This window comes from Dyella subtropica (assembly GCF_026283965.1).
In the GTDB taxonomy this organism is placed as follows: Bacteria; Pseudomonadota; Gammaproteobacteria; order Xanthomonadales; family Rhodanobacteraceae; genus Dyella_D; species Dyella_D subtropica.
The window spans coordinates 37,448-54,909 of sequence record NZ_JAPDPD010000021.1 but is presented as its reverse complement, the minus strand read 5'-3'; the positions used below and the strand labels follow the sequence as shown (position 1 = coordinate 54,909).

The 17,462-nt window shown below is 61.7% G+C and carries 13 protein-coding genes; 2 read left to right on the top strand and 11 right to left on the bottom strand.

The features are described 5' to 3' along the window. Positions 1–31: 31 nt before the first annotated feature. The 10 genes from OUZ45_RS17105 to OUZ45_RS17065 all read right to left on the bottom strand — a co-directional run bounded on the left by OUZ45_RS17105 (position 32) and on the right by OUZ45_RS17065 (position 13,115). Positions 32–1,357, bottom strand: a complete 1,326-nt coding sequence (locus OUZ45_RS17105) for an arginine deiminase family protein (protein ID WP_266171374.1) — start codon at positions 1,355–1,357, stop codon at positions 32–34. 37 nt (positions 1,358–1,394) lie between these two features. Further along, positions 1,395–2,231 carry an HpcH/HpaI aldolase/citrate lyase family protein gene (locus OUZ45_RS17100; RefSeq protein ID WP_266171373.1) on the bottom strand — a complete coding sequence of 279 codons (837 nt, stop codon included), beginning with the start codon at positions 2,229–2,231 and terminating at the stop codon, positions 1,395–1,397. A gap of 107 nt (positions 2,232–2,338) precedes the next feature. Further along, positions 2,339–7,459, bottom strand: a complete 5,121-nt coding sequence (locus OUZ45_RS17095) for a non-ribosomal peptide synthetase (protein ID WP_266171372.1) — start codon at positions 7,457–7,459, stop codon at positions 2,339–2,341. Between the two features lie 200 nt (positions 7,460–7,659). Then, on the bottom strand, positions 7,660–7,839 hold the full coding sequence (locus OUZ45_RS17090) for an MbtH family protein (protein ID WP_266171371.1): 180 nt from the start codon (positions 7,837–7,839) through the stop codon (positions 7,660–7,662). 974 nt (positions 7,840–8,813) lie between these two features. Beyond that, entirely contained in the window at positions 8,814–9,293 is a 480-nt protein-coding gene (locus tag OUZ45_RS17085; RefSeq protein ID WP_266171370.1) for a hypothetical protein, read from the bottom strand. A gap of 298 nt (positions 9,294–9,591) precedes the next feature. After that, positions 9,592–9,915: a DUF6980 family protein gene (locus tag OUZ45_RS20900; protein WP_425601704.1), complete on the bottom strand. Its 324-nt coding sequence runs from the start codon at positions 9,913–9,915 to the stop codon at positions 9,592–9,594. Between the two features lie 166 nt (positions 9,916–10,081). Continuing rightward, a complete protein-coding gene (locus OUZ45_RS17080) occupies positions 10,082–10,351 on the bottom strand; it encodes a DUF2024 family protein (protein ID WP_266171369.1) in 270 nt (89 codons plus the stop codon). A 264-nt stretch (positions 10,352–10,615) separates the two neighbouring features. Then, a complete protein-coding gene (locus OUZ45_RS17075; RefSeq protein ID WP_266171368.1) occupies positions 10,616–11,551 on the bottom strand; it encodes an MBL fold metallo-hydrolase in 936 nt (311 codons plus the stop codon). Positions 11,552–11,695: 144 nt separating this feature from the next. Continuing rightward, complete coding sequence (locus tag OUZ45_RS17070; RefSeq protein ID WP_266171367.1) at positions 11,696–12,439, bottom strand: protoglobin domain-containing protein; 744 nt, start codon at positions 12,437–12,439, stop codon at positions 11,696–11,698. A gap of 151 nt (positions 12,440–12,590) precedes the next feature. Beyond that, positions 12,591–13,115 (bottom strand): MarR family winged helix-turn-helix transcriptional regulator, encoded by a 525-nt coding sequence (locus OUZ45_RS17065; RefSeq protein ID WP_266171366.1) that lies wholly within the window; start codon positions 13,113–13,115, stop codon positions 12,591–12,593. Between the two features lie 268 nt (positions 13,116–13,383). On the opposite strand from OUZ45_RS17065, the gene pcaD reads away from it, so the two are divergent. Together pcaD and OUZ45_RS17055 are read left to right on the top strand one after the other, a co-directional pair. Continuing rightward, positions 13,384–14,190 carry a 3-oxoadipate enol-lactonase gene (pcaD, locus tag OUZ45_RS17060; RefSeq protein WP_266171365.1) on the top strand — a complete coding sequence of 269 codons (807 nt, stop codon included), beginning with the start codon at positions 13,384–13,386 and terminating at the stop codon, positions 14,188–14,190. Positions 14,191–14,602: 412 nt separating this feature from the next. After that, positions 14,603–15,454: a LysR family transcriptional regulator gene (locus tag OUZ45_RS17055; RefSeq protein ID WP_266171364.1), complete on the top strand. Its 852-nt coding sequence runs from the start codon at positions 14,603–14,605 to the stop codon at positions 15,452–15,454. 56 nt (positions 15,455–15,510) lie between these two features. Here OUZ45_RS17055 and OUZ45_RS17050 read toward each other — a convergent pair whose 3' ends face one another. Next, a complete protein-coding gene (locus OUZ45_RS17050) occupies positions 15,511–17,445 on the bottom strand; it encodes a sensor histidine kinase (protein ID WP_266171363.1) in 1,935 nt (644 codons plus the stop codon). Positions 17,446–17,462 lie beyond the last annotated feature (17 nt).

Below are 17,462 nucleotides of genomic sequence, written 5' to 3'. Positions count from 1 at the left end.
TGTGTCGAAGAATGTGGGATGCGAACACCGTTCATCCGCGTTCGAGGGGCAGGGTCAGGCAGTGCGGGCCGCCCCACCAAGGCCAGAGGTCCCGCCCGTTGAAGGCCTGCACCTTCGCGCCGCAGGCTTCGAGCGCCGCCTTGGTGCGTGAGGCGCCTTCGTAGGCAAGCACCTTGCCCGGAGCCGTAGCGACCAGGTTCGCCGCCTGCTTGTGGTGCTCGGCGAGCACGACACGGAAGAAATGTTCCATGTCGAGACCATCGGGCGATCCGCCGACGAAGCTCACCTGCCATCCCCATTGGCGGACCAGATCCACCAGCTTCAATTTTCCGATGCTGAGGTCCTCCTCGCCGCTGCCCGCCCGAAAGCGGCGGACCCATCCGATGTCCGCCAGGCAGGCGATGGCGGCCCTGGCTTGCTCCATGTCCACGGTGGGCTCCAGCACCAACCCTTTCAGGAAACGGGTCAGGGGGTCGTTGTCCGCGTACTCCGCCTCCAGGAAATAAGGCAGGGCGACGGCAAGCTTGTCGTCGACACGGGTGAAGCAGGTATCGAGATGCAGGAACAGATGCATCAGGAGGTCGTAATCCGGCTTCCAGCGCGCCACCTCGCTCTTGCGCATCTGCACGGCGATGACGTCCATGCCGAGCCGTTTGGCCAGCCGTGGCGCGACACGAGGGTCAGTAAAGTGCCCGACGCCGATCATGAGGGTGTGTTCGTCGACTACCTGCAGGTCTCCGCCGACCAGGAAAAGCCCTTCCTCTGCGCCGTCGAATACCACGGGGTAGTCGCGCAGCGAGGGCGCGAACTGCGTGGCGAAACGCATCAGCAACGCCTCACTGCGGCGGGAAGGCGACACGAAGTTGCCGAGCACCAGGCCGCGCGGCGTCATGACCGCCACGTCCCGGGTGAACGCGAGGCCAAGACGATGATCGACGATGTGCCGATAGACGCCCTCGGCATCCGTCTGGAACTGCACCTGTGCGGTCCGCGTCAGCAGGGTGGCGCCGGTGACCGTATCGGCCAGGCTTGCGAGCCTGGGCAGGGCGGCGCGCAACCATGTCGTGAACTGTCCGCTTGCACGGGCCGCCTCGATGGCCTCGTCCAGCAGTTGTTCGATCGAGAGCACTTCGGCACCGGCAGCTCGCAACAGTCGCTCGAACTCCGCGTGCTGCCGCGCCGCATCTTCGGGGGGCGGGTTGTAATGCAGGAAATTGCCGGTGGCGACTTCGAGGTGATAATCCGTCGGCGAGGGCGAGTTCACGACCACACGCCGGAGCGGAGCGATATCGGAGACCACGTAGGGTGGGGTCGATAAGCTGCTTTCGGGAAGCGGGATTCGATGGGCCTGTTGCATGATGCTCCGTATGTTTTCCAGGGGTCAGTCGTGTGAGCTATCGGGCATCGAACTCATGCAGCAGCCGCTGCGCCGCCTCGATGAATGGCGCCCCCGTGGCAACACCATCGACAAGACACATGCCGCTGCCGTCGCTGTGACTGGCCACCGTGATGCGGCGCGCGTGCTCGATGTCCGTCGTGCTGGGGGAAAACACCGCGTTGATGATCGGCACCTGGCGCGGATGCACCGCCCCCATGCCGCCATAGCCCAGGTCGCGGGCGCGCTTGGCGGCGGTTTCCAGGCCGGCGGTGTCGACTACGTCGAACCAGGGCGAGTCGAGCGGATGCAGGCCTGCGGCACGGGTGGCTGTGACCAGGCGCGCACGCGCGTGGTAGAGCGAGTGCCAGTCGAGCGATGAGCCGGTGCTCAGCGCGAAATCGGCGGCACCGAAAATCGTAGCGGTCAGGTGGGCATTCGCGGCGAGGGTGGCGGAAAGATTTTCCACGCCGCGAGACGTTTCGATGATCACGATCAATTCGACCTGGCTGCCCAGCAGTTGGCCGGCGATCTCCACGTCGCGCGGCGATTCCACTTTCGGAATCATCACCACTTCCGGCCCGTGCAGACACTCACGCAAAGCCAGCAGGTCTAGCAGGCCATCGGGGCTGCCGAGGTTGTTAATGCGTACGGCGCGGCGACACGGCGTTTCGGCGCGCCTGGAAAAGAACTCCACGGCGCGTGCCCTGGCCTCGGCCTTGCGGGCTGCCGCGACGGAATCCTCGAGATCGATCAGCGAGATATCCGCATGTGATGTCGTCGCCTTGACCGAACGTTCGGTCACCAGCGCTGGCGTGAAGAGAATAGATCGGCAGTAACGGCTGAACTTGTTCATTGCGTTTCCCTCATCGGCTGACGCTTGTTTCAAGTTGAAGATCCGACCCTGCGGTGTGTGCGCATTCGGGCACACCCCATGACCCATCGATCGCTGAGAAAGTCTCGCTACCACAACATGGCGGTCTCCTTGTCCAAGCGTGTTTGCAGCGAGACAGCATGCGAATCCGGCGCAATGACAATGGCTGGGACGACGTGTGGCGGCAGATGCTTGCCCAGGCTCTGCCGTAGCTCTTCCGTATCCAGTGTCTGTCCAGGCCGCGCGACGACGTAGGACACCAACTGCTTACGCCCCGGTTCGTCCTCGCGCAGAATGCTGGCCGCTTGTGCAATGGCCGGATGTGCGCGCAGCACAGCATCGATGCCGTCGATATCGATGCCGGCATCGCCGTGACGCGGGCCACGGCCAGCCTGGTCTACGAGCACAATCGATCCGTCCGGCGACCAGTGCGCCAGATCGCCGGTCCGGTACATGCGCAGTCCTTCAGCGAAGGGATGGGCGACGAAGCGTTGCGCTGTCGATCCAGGCTGGTCCAGGTGCCCATGCGCAACGCCATCCCCAGCGAGATACAGCTCACCCGCCACGCCAGGCGGTACCGGCTGAAGCGTGCCGTCGAGGATGTAGGCACGAACACCCTCGGCCGACATGCCCGGCGGCATCGAGGCACCCGGTATCGAGCGCACGGTGGCATTCCAGTCGACCAGGATGCGTTTCGCTTCCTCTTCGCCGAGCAGACTGCGAACGTGTACCGGCGCATCGGGTGTTTCCGCCATGGTCCGCAGGATGTCGGCATAGCAATCCGCGTAGCGCTGCAAGGTGGCGGGGTCGTAGAGATGGGTATGACCCGTGACCGTGCCTTCGAGACCCTTGGCGCTGAGTTGGAAATCCATGCCGAGCGGGAAAGCCGAATGGCTCTCGCCGCCACCGACGTCGAGCTTTTCTCCCAGCTCGCTCAGTTGCTCATACACGTGGAAGTGGATGTAGTTGAAAATGACGCCGACCGAATTTTGCAGGCCGTTGTCGCCGAGGATGGTCGGCAAGGGGTAGCGGCGATGCGGAAACATGCCACTCTCGGCCTCCAGCACCTGACGAATAAGGCCCTTCCAGTGGGTGTTGCCGATACGCAGACGCAGCAGCACGCCGTTGAGCAGCAGCCCGATCAGCTTTTCCGCATCAACCGCTTCGGGACGACCGTGGCTGACGATCGCCGTCACCACATCGCGACTGCCCGTCAATACGCTTAGTGCGGCCAGATGCGCGGACAGCAGCACCGTCTTGAGCGGCACCTGGACCTGACGGGCCAGGTCGATCAGGCCCTGGGTGGTGCGTTCGGTAATCGCGATGACCGCGAAGTCTTCCGGGCGCCGGTTCTCCCACGCCGCTTGCGGCTGTATCGCGAGGCTGCGTTGCGGCTCCACCGGCCGATAACCCGCCAGCATGTCCCGCCAGAACGCACGGGTACTCTCCGAGGCGATCGCCTCCAGCTCCAGCGCGATGAAGTCACGATACTTGATCGACAGCGGCTCGACGGGCATCGCACGGCCACCGAGCCGGGCCTGGTAGCGCTGCAGCAGCTCGGTGACGAGGCTGGCATCGCTCCATCCATCCAGCACCGCGTGGTTGAAGCTGAGCGTGAAGCGGAACTGTGCATCAGTCATCTGGTGCACGAAAACGCGCAGCAGCGGCGCCACGGAGATATCGAAAGACCGGCGCGCCTCCTGCCTGCACCAGCGTTCGAACGTCGCATTTTTCTCCGCCTCGTCCAAAGCGCGAAGATCCTCAACTATCAGTGGCATGCTGGCAGTGCGATGCACCAGCTGCAGCGGCACGCTGTAGCTGCTGAAGTCGTAGCTGGTGCGCAGCACCTCGTGGCGCCGGCTCAGCTCGCCCAGCGCCTCACGCATCAACGACTCGTCGAACGGCATGCGTATCAGCGCGCAGAACACCACGTGATAGAGCGCAGAGTCGGTGTCGTAGCGGTTGTAGAACACCATGCCTGCCTGCACCCGGCCGAGCGGATAGGCGTCCTCGATGTGGTCGGGAATACGCTGACGGTCGTCGGGCGAGATCAGCTCGAAGGCCTGCACTGCGCGGGTGGCGGAGCCTGCCGTGAAACCGGCGATGGTCGCCAGCTCGGCGACACTTTGGTGATCGAACAGGCCAGCCAACTCGAAAGCGATGCCGGCATGCTGCGCGCGCACCTTGAGCTGGATCGCCAGAATCGAGTCGCCGCCAAGGTCGAAGAAACTCTCGTCGATACCTATTTTTTCCAGGCCGAGAATCTCGGCAAACAGTTTTGCGAGTAAGGTTTCCTGCGGCGTGCGCGGCTCACGGCACACGGCCGGTGCAAAATCCGGTGCCGGCAGCGACTTGCGGTCGAGCTTTCCGTTGTTGGTGAGCGGCAGCGCGTCGAGCGGCACGATCGCGGCAGGCACCATATATTCGGGAAGCCGGTTGCCGAGCAGGCGGCGCAGCATCGCAGGGTCTATCGCATGCTCCGGCGCGGCAACCACGTACCCCACCAGGCGCTTGTGGCCCGGCTGGTCCTCACGGGCCATGACGGCGGCCTGTGCCACACCGGGCAGTTCGCGCAATGCGGCCTCGATCTCGCCCGGCTCGATGCGAAAGCCGCGGATCTTGACCTGATCGTCGACGCGCCCGACAAAATCGAGCTGGCCATCGGCGCGCCAGCGCACCAGATCGCCGGTGCGGTACAGGCGGCTGCCGGGCGGGCCATATGGATCGGCCACGAAGCGTTCGGCGGTGAGGGCAGGGCGATGCAGGTAACCACGCGCCAACCCCGAGCCGCCGATATACAACTCACCGGGCACACCGGTCGGCGACGGTCGCAGCCGGGCATCCAGAACATAGGCGCGCGTGTTGTCCATCGGCGCGCCGATCGGCACGCCAGCGTCTATGCGAAAGGGCGAATGCATCGGATAGCAGGTCACGAATGTCGTCGTTTCGGTGGGGCCATAGACATGCACGACCGTGGCCTGCGGGCAGGCTTCGATGACCCGCTGAAACGCCTGCGGGGATGCTGCCTCGCCGCCGCTCCATATCGTGCGCACAGCGGCGAAGCAGGCCGGCGCTTCGGCAAGCAGGCGGAACAACGCCGTGGTCAGGAACAACGCGGTGACCCGCCCTTCGACGATGCTGCGCGCGAGCACCTCCACATCCGTCTTGCCAGGCGGTGCGACCACGATCTGCCGGCCGCCCAGCAAGGGCACCCAGATCTCATACGTCGAGGCATCGAACACCTGCGGCGAATGCAGCAGTACCCGCTCCTGGCTGTCACCCTGCCAGCGGCGATCCAGCGCCAGTTCCAATACGTTGCGATGCGTGATCGCAATACCTTTGGGTATGCCGGTGGAGCCGGAGGTGTACATCACGTAGGCCAGATGCTCCGGCTGCAGCGCATGCAGCGGCGCAGTCGCCTCTTGCTTCGCGATAGCCTCGGCCTCTTCGTCCAGCACCACCAGCGCTCCCCAGTGTGCGGGGAGACGTTCAACCAGATCGGCCCGGGTGACCACGACCGGCGCCATGGTTTCACCGAGCATGTGCGCGAGGCGCTCGACGGGATAGTCCGGGTCCAGCGGCAGATAGGCCGCGCCCGCCTTGAGGATCGCCAGGGTGGCTGTCAACAGCTCAAGTGAGCGCTCCAGGCACAGCCCGACCAAGACGTCGGGTCCGACGCCAAGCGATTGCAGGTGATGGGCAAGGCGGTTGGCGTTACCGTCGAGCTCGCGATAGGTCAGCGTTCGCTCGCCGGCACGGGCTGCGATGGCATCGGGCTGGCGTGCGGCGACGGCGGCGAAGGCATCGGCCAGGTTTCCGGCGGGGGTGGTATGCGCCGTTGCGTTCCAATCCACGAGCAGCCGTTTGCGCTCTGATGCCTCGAGCAGATCCATCTCGCTCAGGGGCACATCGGGATGTTGGGTCACTCCCGACAGCAGGCGCAGGAGCCTGTCGGCGAAACGTTGTGCGGTGGTGTGGTCATACAGATCGCTGGCGTACTCCAATGTAGCGAGCAGACCCGCTGGCGAGCCGTCCGGGCTGGTTTCCTCGACGAAGCCAAACCACAGGTCGTACTTCGCCGTGGCGGTGTCGGCGTAGCGCCAAGTGGCGTCCAGCCCGGCAACGGCGGGCGTCGCGGCAACGTTGTTGTCCAGCATCAACGCAACCTGAAACAGCGGGTGCGCGGCTTGCGTACGCACCGGATTGACGGTGTCGACCACGCGCTCGAACGGCAGTGCCTGGTGAGCCAGGGCGGCCAGGTCTACCGCGCGCACGCGGCCGATCAAATCGCGGAAGCTCGGATGGCCGGAGGTGTCTGTGCGCAGCACCAGCAGATTGACGAACAGGCCGACCATCGCGTCCATGGCCTCATCGTCGCGGCCGGCCACCGAGGTGCCGATCGGCAGGTCCTCGCCGGCGCCATGCAGCGAAAGCAGCGCAGCGACCGCGGCGTGCAGCACCATGAACAGGCTCGACTGGGTCTCGCGCGCCAGTTCGCGCAGACGGCCATGCAACGGTGCGGGAATCTTCAGCTCGATACCCGCGCCACGGTGGCTGGCATGCGCGGGTCGCGGCCGGTCGGTAACCAGGTTGAGCTGCTCCGGCAGGCCGGCCAGCGTCGACCGCCAATAGGCCAGGTGCTGCGCGACGTCGCTGTCGGGATCGCGCGCCTGGTCCATCCATTCGCGCTGCCACAAACTGTAGTCCGCATACTGCACCGGCAAGGGTGCCCAGGCAGGTGCGTGGCCCTGCCTGCGCGCTGCGTAGGCCGCCGCCAAGTCATCGGTGAGCGGCGCCAGCGAACCACCATCGCTGGCGATGTGATGGAGCAACAGCAGGAGCACGTGCTCATCCGGACCCAGCCGGAATACCGTTGCGCGTACGGGTATGTCCTGAGCGAGATCGAAGGCATGTGCCGCCACGATTCGCTGAGCGGCTTCCACCATGTCGGGATCGCTGTCCCGCAGTTCGAACGGGACCCGCACTTCGCCCATCTCGCGCACGATCTGCCGGCCAATGCCATCGATGTCGGCAAATACCGTACGCAGGCTTTCGTGGCGGCACACCACGTCGTCCAGCGCTGCACGCAGGGCTTCCGTATCCAGCGGGCCGCGCAGATGCAGCACCAGCGGGACATTGAACAACGCACTAGGGCCCTCTAGCTGCTGCAGGAACCAGAGACGCTGCTGGGCGTAGGACAAGGGAATCATGAGGACGCCCCCGTGGTGCGCATCGGCGCACGCGCAGACTGAATATCGCTCAAGCCACCCTCCTTAAAGATTAAAGACGTAGGTCTCGAAATCCTTTGCCGGCTCTGCCATTCGACGTACCAGCCCCTGCCTCTGCGGCGCACGGGCCCAACCCGCATCAGCCGCATGGCGGCCGATCATCACTGTCAAGTAACGGGGGTTTACATCACCGCGATCAAACGACCGGGACGCATGTTGGTCCAGGTTCTCTCCACATATGCCAGGCAGGCCGCACGCCAGCCCGCTGGAATGTCCGCGAAGTCCGGCCATAGCGAATGCTGGTTTTCAGCATTGACGAGTATGAGGAAATGGCCGCTGTCGTCGTCGAACGGACTGCTCATGAATATCCCTCTTCAATAGAGACTCGCGATTCCGCACTACAAACCAACGTAATTCTCCGCCGACGTGACTCTCGGCCGGCAACATATGCCACATTGCGTCGCCGATGTCATGGGCCGATGGAAAAAATGCCAGACCGGTTTGACAGGGAAGTTGCAGTGATTAACTCGGCGAATAAAGTCTGAGCATGTTTCGATTTTTTTCTGTGACCAAGTGCGCGTCGTCAAAGCGCATGATCAACTCGGCGCACCTTGAGCGACGGCACTTATTCCTGCCGGCCACCCGTTGGCTCGAAGGACGATTAATAGATAGTCCATTCGAATCAAGGCATTCCTCTACCAGCCACTCGTCATGGGTTTCCATGGCCTTTGTCATGGCGTCAAATCGGTCATCACATAATCATCACGATGACTAAACAACCTGCCGGCAGAGATCTCAAGTTATGAGACGGAAGCGTTACAGGCTACGGCCAGTAGCCATTACGCAGGGAGGGGTTCCATGTCGTACACAACCAAGATGCAGCTTCGAATGCTGCTTCCTTGTCTCATGCCGTTGTTGTTCGGTGCTCTAACTTCTTGGGTGCTGGACACCATCTACGACTTACCAGGAAGTCTTGGTGGTCGACCGGTCGACTCGCAGTGGCCTGATTATGTTTTTCTTGCAGGGCTTGTCGTCACTGTTCTGATGATGCTCTTCCAGTGTGTTCGACTTTGGCGCTGGAGTAGGGGGGGAGGGGATACGTGCTACGTTTGCGGCTGTTTACTTGGTGCCGAGAAGCACGGGCGCTGGAGTGACTACAGGCCGTGCTTGGGTTGCCCGAAGAACCATGCAATCCGCTGACTCTCATTGCCCAAATGAAAAGTCTATGCCAGACCACTTCGCCTTCAAGGCCGGAATGGACCATGCGTCCCGTCGCTTCGCATGAGATCGTCAGGTCGTCAGGATGGCGCCGCGCCTATCGTCCTGCCCGTACCTGTTACGCACCCCGGCGACCGGCGAATAGCCGCACGCCGGAGGCCAGACAGAAGGCCGCGCCGGAGATCAGGCCATAGCTCGCTCCCATTGCGATGCCGAAAGGTTTCAGGACTTGGTCGGGCTGGCCATTCATAAACCGCGCATAGGCATACATGGTCACCGGCCCCAAGAGAGCACACCAAAGGCATAGCCTTGCTGTTGAAAGCGCTTGCCGAGCCCGAAGCAAGAGTGCCATCGGGACAACGCACACGAACGTGACCAGATAGGTGAATGGCACACCGAAAAGAATGATCAACAGAAGGAATCCCGCAACGGCGCCCGGTGGCTCCGGGTCGTGGTCGCCTGCACCGACAAGGCTCCCGACGAGCCAGATGACCCCGAGGAGAAGCGCCAGACCTACGGGCACCACCCAGGGAGAAATGAGCGCACCTCTCCATAGGCTTCGCTTGTGCTGCATCAACCGACCAGTCATATCTTGCAAGGGAGTGTCTCTTCGAGGGACGTGTCGGGATTTTCGTGTGCAAGGGGAGCAGAGGCCTTTCCTGTGCGGGAAAGCCGGTTCCATTCTAAGCGATAGTTCTGGGCGTCGACGAACCAGGAACTATGGAGCCCATCAGACACGGGTAGCCCAGAGCACGTTCGAACGAAGCCCTCCGCCCGACGCACCCACCGTCGCTGTGTTTGATACAGGGGTGCATCCTGCCGCGACCCTCCTGGCGCCCTGGCAGGCTGTTGAGAAAGCGGGTGGTCGATTGATATTGGCTATAGGGTCGCGTTTCCTAGTGCGCGCCACGATCCCTGCGATACCAAGCGTCACTTCTGTAAATCTCGGGAATGTCATCATCCAATGATGGGTTGTCGAATCCACTTGCCTCTAGTTCGTCGAACCAGCGATCTCGTTTGCTCGCTGGTAACTTCATGCCACAGAAGGGGCAATACAGGATGCTGTAGGATGCCGAGCCGCCATCATGGATGATGAGGCCGTACTCATCGAACACGGGTGAGTACTTGATCACTCGATCTGGACAGTCCAAGGGCTGGGTATGCTCAATGCACGGCTTCTCTACGTGTCGAGCCATGTCTTCGCAACAATGTCTTGCCATAGATATGTTCTCAGGTTGGCGACGGATGCTACCACTCACCCATGCCACCCAGTCGTATGAGCGTGCAGTCCGTCCATTGACGGCACTGCGTTGGCCAGCGCTGCCGACAGATCGGTGCAGTACCGCTAGGTATGCTCCCAGAAAGTGAACTTGATCCCGATTTTGCTCAATCGCAGTTCTTCAACTCGATGATGGCAAACCCGGTCTCGTTGATTTCCGCCTCGACCTGGGGCGAGGCCGTTTCGATATGACAGAAGCGGCATTCCGATGCGGTCAGATGGCTGGCGGGAATCCCCTTGGCCGCGAGATAGCGACGACCGTGTTCCAGCACGATACTTTGTTCCTTATCGTTGGCGCGATCGCGCACGAGAATGTCGAAATGCATCTTGCGACCGTCGGGGCGGACGACGTGAGTATCGAAAACGGCAATGTTCATGGATCAGGTCCTTAGGCAATGCTTGCATAGTGACCCAGTATGCGAATGCCGACGGCGGGTTTGAATTCAGTTAGTCCATGAAACAAGTCCATTCGTCCAGCGCTTCTGCCAGAGCACTATCGCGCACGCCTTGCCGACTGAAGCTTTGGTTTACGACGGGGAGAGGCGCCTTCTTGAACGCCCGTCTCATCCATGTCGGCCACGGGCATGTCTGCCAATGGCCGCCTGTCGTCTGAGCGCGGGTGGCTATCCATCAAGATCCGCTTACACGCCTTCGTAGACGAGCTTCGTAAACAGCTCCGGCGTCACGATGAATTTGCCCCACTTGGCGTCGAACGGTGCGGTGGGCTTGGCCGCGACAACCTCGGACAGCGTCTTTCCCTGATGTTTGAGTGCCGCGACGCGGTCGCGGACCGCGACGAGCATATCGCGATACTCGAGTAGCTGTTTGCGGTCCGCCGCCGCGCCATGTCCTGGAACGATGATCGTTTTGTCGGTAACGAATTTCAGATAGGAGTCGACCGCAGCGATGGTTCCATTGATGCCACCGCCATGTTCATCATCGATGTACGGGTAAACGCCATTCCAAAACGTATCGCCTGTTGCGAGCACATCGGCATGCTTGAAGTAGACCGAGATATCGCCGTCAGTGTGACTCGCCATAAGCGGATGCACGACAACGGATTCGCCATTCATCGTGTAAGTCTTGTCGGCCGTCAGTCGGACCGATGGCACACCATCCGCGGAGACGGGTGGGAACGTGTGGTTCCAATCCGAGACGCGTGAGGCCTGGGTGAGGTGGCTTACCGTTTGCGGAGTGGCGATGACCGTGGCACCTGCCTGTTGAAGCCATGCGTCACCGTCCGAGTGATCCCAATGCCAATGGGTATTCGCGACGTATTTGACAGGCGATGAACCAAGCTTGGCCAGGCTTGCCTGCATGGCAGCCTTGGACAAGCCGATGCCGGAGTCGACCAGAAACTTGCCATCGGGGCCGCTCAAAACCGTGATGTTGCCGCCAGACCCTTCCAGCTCCGCAACGTTGGCGCGCAGCGCATGCGTAACGATAACCCCCTTGGCGGCTTCGGCATTGACCTTGTCGACAACACTCTCCTCGCTCAATGCCGATCCGGCCCATGCTCCTATCAAAGCAAGCGAAAGAGCCCTTTGCCACGTTGTTGCGGTTCTGATGGTCGACATGTTCGTACCTCGTTTGTTGATAGGGAGGGGGAGGACCCGCGCCCGGTTCGCCGGCTCACGGCAAACGGGTGAGGGCGCATGGCCGGGTGATCTACAAAAGCCGCCAAACGGGTCGCGAACTCGCGATGCCCCTCGAGCCGGTTGTTACGATTCCTTGCCAGCAGCCTCAGTGTCCATGTAGGCCCCGGCCCAGAGCGCGATCTGGATATGCATCGATTTGCACCAGGCTTTGTGCATGCCGGAAACGGCGGCGGCGTCATGGCCATTGGCAGCGAGATACGAGTGCATGGTTTCGTTGAGCACCGCAACGAAGGCGATGATGTCGCCGTAAGGCACGTAGGGCGTCGATGTGACGCCATCCGTCTGGTTCTTTTTTAAGCTAGTGTGTCTGAGAGCGATTTCATGCTGGTAATTGAGCCAGTCCTGGTCGTATGGGCGCAGGCACGTATCGCGGATCCACTGCTGAAACCGCTGATTGCTCCGCGCCAGATAGTCCGGGGCTGGCGTGCCATCCAGGTTGCGCGAGTGCTTGGCCAGGTGCGGGATGCCCGCGATGATGTTGGCTCGCCAGTGATTCACGATGGTCTCGACCTGCGCGTCGAGCACGACACCCGCCATGTGCAGGTAGTATTCGTCTTCTTTCGTGAATCCTGTTGACACCTTTAGTCGCTCAAGATCAGCGAGTGTGGCGGGAGAGAGCGCAACCTCAGGTGTTCCGTACGTATAGCCCGGGATGTCGATCGCAGAGCTGTTCATGGGTATCTCGGTGGGGGAGGGCTTGGCGTCCCAAGGCGTTCGGGTCAGGCGGTGTCTGCTTGCGTGCGCGGCCGTCCGGGAGGTGGCTGCGTAAGCTACGCCAAATATTTCTACATGTTGATCGAAAGACATGCATGAGCTTCATGCACAATTGCATGGGTGTCGCGGCAGTTCATGGCGACGAGCCCGTGAGTTCGACCGCGGAGCTGTCGATGGAATGAAGCGATCTTCGTGTATCTCTTGCCGTTGTTCGCGAGGTGCCTTGCTTGCGCAAGGCCGGCAGTCATGCATCACCAGCCCGTTTCTTCTTCGCGGCATTCTTCCCTGCGCCTGAATTACGTTTCCCCGCAGCACTCTTACTGGATGGAGGCTCCGCACCGGGCAGTTGCGTACGTGCTTTCGCCATCCGCTTGCCGAACGATTCCACGCCCAGTGCCGCGATCGCCTCGTCAAGTAACGTCGATAGGGGGTGCGGTAGCGACGCATCGAGGCTCTCAGCGGCCAACTGCGTTACCTTCCAGCATTCGCGCAGTCGCGGCAGCATCGCGCGACCGCTCGCTGATAGACGGATCAGTCGTTGGCGACCATCGAGCGGCCCAGGTTCGGAGGCGAGCAGCCCCTCCTTGATCATCAAGGCAACCGTCTGTGTCGCCGCAGGCTGAGTGATCTTTGCGGCCTCCGCAATCTGTCCGATCGTGGAAGGCTCGCACACCATCAAGGCACGCATCACCGGCGTGAAGCGCGGTCGATAGCGCAGCCCCGCCAAGGCATAAGCCTCTTCCACTGCTCCGTCGAGCAGCTCGACCAAATGGCGTAGTTGGGTTCCAAGTCCGGGCATCATGTAGACATGTATATAAGCGCTTATATAACATGTCAAGCACGGCGCTGAGGCGGAAGAACTTAATCGCCTTACCGCTCAATTCGAGATCTGCGCTCTTCTGCTGCAAAGAGAATTTCGTACACAAAAAAGGGGGCGCACGCTCACCTTTGAAAATCTCTTACCTGTGGCGGCAGCATCCAGCATCTCCACCCGTACAGGCTCCAACCCAACCCCCAACCCCGAGAAGCAAAGTGCCATGAATGACACCACTTTCATCACCACCGGCGACGGATGCCGCCTGGCCTACCGCCTTGACGGTGACGCCAACAAGCCGGTGCTTGCCCTTTCAAATTCCATCGGCACCACGCTGCACATGTGGGATGGCCAGATAGCCGCGCTGACCGAGCACTTTCGCGTGCTGCGCTACGACGGCCGCGGCCACGGCGAATCGGATTCACCCGAAGGCGCCTATTCGATGGATCGGCTAGGTCGCGACGTCATCGAGTTGCTCGATGCGCTGGGTATCGAACGCGCCCACTTTCTTGGTTTGTCGCTCGGTGGTTTCGTGGGACAGTGGCTGGGCATCTATGCGCCGGATCGCGTCGACCTGCTCATCCTGAGCAATACTTCAGCCCACTTGGGGCCAGTCGACGAGTTCGATGCACGCATCAACGCATTGAAGATATCGCCCGACATGACCGCCGTAGCGCAGGGATTCCTGGCCAACTGGTTCCCGGCCCACATGTTTGAACCAGAGCACTCGGCCATTGAGCCGTTCCGCGACATGTTGCTTTCCACCAACCCGCAAGGGCTGGCAGGCTCCTTCGCCGCGGTGCGCGACAACGACATGCGGCGAACGATCGCGCTCATCAATCGCCCCACGTTGGTGATTGCGGGTAGGGATGACACCATCACGCTCGCAAGCCATGGCGAGCACATCGCTGCGACCGTGCCGGGTGCGCGCTTGGTGATCCTGCCGACCGTCCATTTTCCCAACGTTGAGCATCCGGACACCTACGTACGCACGGTGCTGGATTTCCTGCTGGAAGGCGAAGCTGCCTGAGGTGCAGAAATAAAGTCAGATTCACTTCGGATGGTCGACGAGCGAATCTGACTTTTGTCCGGCTAGCCTTGGAGGCAGCGACAGAGTGAATCGGGGCTGGCCGGATAACCTTCAGATTATCGAACAGCGACTGGGTCAGCAGCTCGCTGCGACGGTACGCGGCGGCGTGTCCTGGGAGATTGGACGGCAGCGAGGGCCGTTCGTTACTTGAGCTGGCCTTTGTGGACTTGGCTTCTTGCTCTCGTAATGGACGATACACAACCCAATCCGGCTGGCCCGAGCGTGGCTGCGTGAGCTACGCCAAATATTTCTGCATGTTGATTGATTGAATTGTGCGGGCTTCATACACAATTGCATGGGTGTCGTGGCCGTTCTTGGCGACGAGCCCGTGAGTTCGATTGAGGTTGTGTGGATGGAATGGAGTGATCTGCGCGTATTCCTTGCTGTTGCCCGCGAAGGAACACTGGGCGGTGCCGCGCGCAAACTGGGACAGACCCAGCCCACCATGGGGCGACGATTGCAGGCGCTGGAACAGGCGCTCGGGCAGCGGCTGTTACAGCGCACCAAGGATGGTTTCGTGCTGACGGACGAAGGCTCGGCGGTGCTCGGTCATGCCGAGCGCATGGAGGAAGAGGCGCTCGCCTTTCAGCGCCGGCTCGCCGGGAAGGAACAGCAACTCGACGGTATGTTGCGCATCACCTCGGCGGACTGGTTTGCCGAGTATGTGTTGACGCCCGTCACCGCCCAGTTCTCCAGGCGGTATCCGTGCGTGAGCGTCGAACTGCTGACCGATTCGCGGCTTTTCAGCCTGTCGCGCCAGGAAGCCGACCTGGCGTTTCGCATCCAGCCGTTCGACGAGCCCGATGTCGTTTCCCGCAAACTGCTCCGCATGCCTTACGGCGTCTATGTGTCGGCGGTCCATCCGCGCCCCGTGCCCGGCGATGGCGAGGGCGCATCGTTGCTGGTGATGAATCTTGCCTTTGGCGGCATGCCCGAAGTCACGTGGTTGCAGCGCATGCTGCCGAACGCGCGCATCGTCTTTCGCAGCAACTCGCGCTCGGTGCAGGCGCGTATGTGCGGCGAGGGCGCGGGGATCGCCGTGTTGCCACGGCCATTGGGCGACGCCATCGAGCAGCTCCATCGCATCGATCTGGGCGAAGAGCCGCCTGTGCGTGAGATCTGGATGGGCTATCACCGCGACATGCGCCGGCTCCCAAGGCTCAGGGTGCTGCTGGATATGGTCGTAAGCAGGCTGGCCAATTGACGGCGGGGGCAGGGGCATTCAGGGCTATCCAGGGTATGGCAGGACTACCTTTGACCCTAACAATCACGCCTCAAAGGCAACCACAGCGCGAACTGGGTGCCGGTTGCTCCTGATCGCCATGTCACCTTTCCGCCGATAGCCTGAGCCCGACGTTGCTGATTGCGCAGTCCGCGCCCGTTGGCGCGTTCGAGGGTGGCTGCTACGTCGAAGCCCTGGCCGTTGTCTTCGATGATGACCTGCACGCCAGCCTCTTCCATGGCCGTGGCGACCCGGATGCGGGTGGCGCGTGTATGGCGCAACGTGTTGGCGATGCATTCCTGCACGATGCGCAGAATATTCAGTGCGCTCGAAGGGTCCAGCCAGTCCAGCGCCGGCAGCTCCTTCACCTCCCACAGCAAGGCAACATCCGCGCTTTCCATGCGTGGCTCCAGCCGGAAGCGCAGCGTGGCCAGCAATAGCAACAGGTCGGCTTCGACGGGCTCCATGGAGTCGATCGCCAGTTTCAGGTCATCCATGCAGTCCTTGAGCAGCTGCGATACGTCGGCCCCGCGCATGCCGCCTTGCTCCACCGAGCGTATGGCGCTGATCAGGGTGGAGCCGAGTCCGTCATGCATGTCCTGCATCAGGCGTTGGCGTTCGTCACTCAACAGCTGCCGTTGTTCGATTTCACGCAACTGCTGATGGCTTTGCTCCAGTTCGGCTTCCCGCTGCTGCAGGCGCTGTGCGAGGTTGGCGTTGGCCCGCTCCACCTCGGCGATGGCATTCACGTAACGCCGGTACATCAGGGTCCCGAAGATGCCGAACGTGATGGCATTGCTGTAAGCCCCGAAATACCAGCCTTCCGGGCTGACGAAATTGTTCTGCAGCAGCCAGTCCGACACGCCCAACAAGGTGCAGATGCCGACACCGATCGCCACCAAGACCCCTTCGTTGGAGCGGCGGCGCCAGGCGTTGACGCCTCCCACCCATCCGACCGATGCGCCCATGAGCGCCGCAATCGGATAGATCAGCGGGGTGACTTTGGGCGTGTTCGGCAGTACCGCCAGCACCGGCAAGGTCAACACGCCAACCATGCCGGTAACCCCGACCAGTGCGCGGGTGAACCATGTGAGCTGGCGGCCGTGCAATTGACAGAGAAAGAAGTGCACAACGAGGACCAGCCACAACAGCGAGTTGACCGTCAGCCAGGCGAACCAGTCGTTGGCAATCGGCACGCCCATATAGAAGTGCAGGCTGCGCAGGAACGAAGTGACGGCCAGATTGAAAAAGAGCAGATAGCTGGTTTCGTGGCGGCGCCTGAACCACACAAACAGTGCAAAAATGCCGATGGTCAGGAACGCCATGCTCAATATCGCAGGCAGTTCCTGCTGCAGCCATTGGCGCAGGTGATAGCGCACCTTCAGCGTCTCGACCGGGCCCAGCCATAGCGAGGACACCGCCACCCGCGTGCCTTGGGTGTGCTCCAGGCGGATAAGGATCTCGCTCAACGGCGCGCTGTTGGCCGGTCTGTCCAGCACGACCCACAATGGGGTGCGCGTACCGTTCCACAGCGGTCCTTGTTCCTGTGCGCGATACACCAGCCGGCCGTTGACATAGACCGCGATGGTGCCGTCCGTCTTGATGCGTGCGCCGTATAGCGCCAAGGGGCTGTCATGGTTGGGCAGAGCAGGGACGGAGAGCCTGAGCCAGGTGGTGTGGACGAGCGTTGCGTTTGTTTTCGTGCTGGCCTGGCGCAACAAAGCGATGGGCGGGGCCAGGGGCAGCGCAGAGTGCTGCCAGGTGTTCGGCAAGGATGCGCTGTCCAGCACGGGCGGCGGCGCACTGAAACCCTGCGCATCGTCAACCTGCCAGTCCGCTTGCGTCAGATGCGGGCTTGCCGCCGATGATTGCTTGCTACCGGCACCCGAATAGAAGATGCCCACGATAACCAGCAACAGCAGGGAGAGAACCAACACCGCGTTGGCAAAAAAGGGCGTAGGACGGTATTTCATGCAGTGCTTGGATAGCG

What these genes read in the sequence shown, in the direction of transcription:
- OUZ45_RS17105 (WP_266171374.1), bottom strand. Translation starts at nt 1,357, where the DNA reads ATGCAACAGGCCCATCGAATCCCGCTTCCCGAAAGCAGCTTATCGACC.
- OUZ45_RS17100 (WP_266171373.1), bottom strand. Translation starts at nt 2,231, where the DNA reads ATGAACAAGTTCAGCCGTTACTGCCGATCTATTCTCTTCACGCCAGCG.
- OUZ45_RS17095 (WP_266171372.1), bottom strand. Translation starts at nt 7,459, where the DNA reads ATGATTCCCTTGTCCTACGCCCAGCAGCGTCTCTGGTTCCTGCAGCAG.
- OUZ45_RS17090 (WP_266171371.1), bottom strand. Translation starts at nt 7,839, where the DNA reads ATGAGCAGTCCGTTCGACGACGACAGCGGCCATTTCCTCATACTCGTC.
- OUZ45_RS20900 (WP_425601704.1), bottom strand. Translation starts at nt 9,915, where the DNA reads ATGGCAAGACATTGTTGCGAAGACATGGCTCGACACGTAGAGAAGCCG.
- OUZ45_RS17080 (WP_266171369.1), bottom strand. Translation starts at nt 10,351, where the DNA reads ATGAACATTGCCGTTTTCGATACTCACGTCGTCCGCCCCGACGGTCGC.
- OUZ45_RS17075 (WP_266171368.1), bottom strand. Translation starts at nt 11,551, where the DNA reads ATGTCGACCATCAGAACCGCAACAACGTGGCAAAGGGCTCTTTCGCTT.
- OUZ45_RS17070 (WP_266171367.1), bottom strand. Translation starts at nt 12,439, where the DNA reads ATGTCTTTCGATCAACATGTAGAAATATTTGGCGTAGCTTACGCAGCC.
- pcaD (WP_266171365.1), top strand. Translation starts at nt 13,384, where the DNA reads ATGAATGACACCACTTTCATCACCACCGGCGACGGATGCCGCCTGGCC.
- OUZ45_RS17055 (WP_266171364.1), top strand. Translation starts at nt 14,603, where the DNA reads ATGGAATGGAGTGATCTGCGCGTATTCCTTGCTGTTGCCCGCGAAGGA.
- OUZ45_RS17050 (WP_266171363.1), bottom strand. Translation starts at nt 17,445, where the DNA reads ATGAAATACCGTCCTACGCCCTTTTTTGCCAACGCGGTGTTGGTTCTC.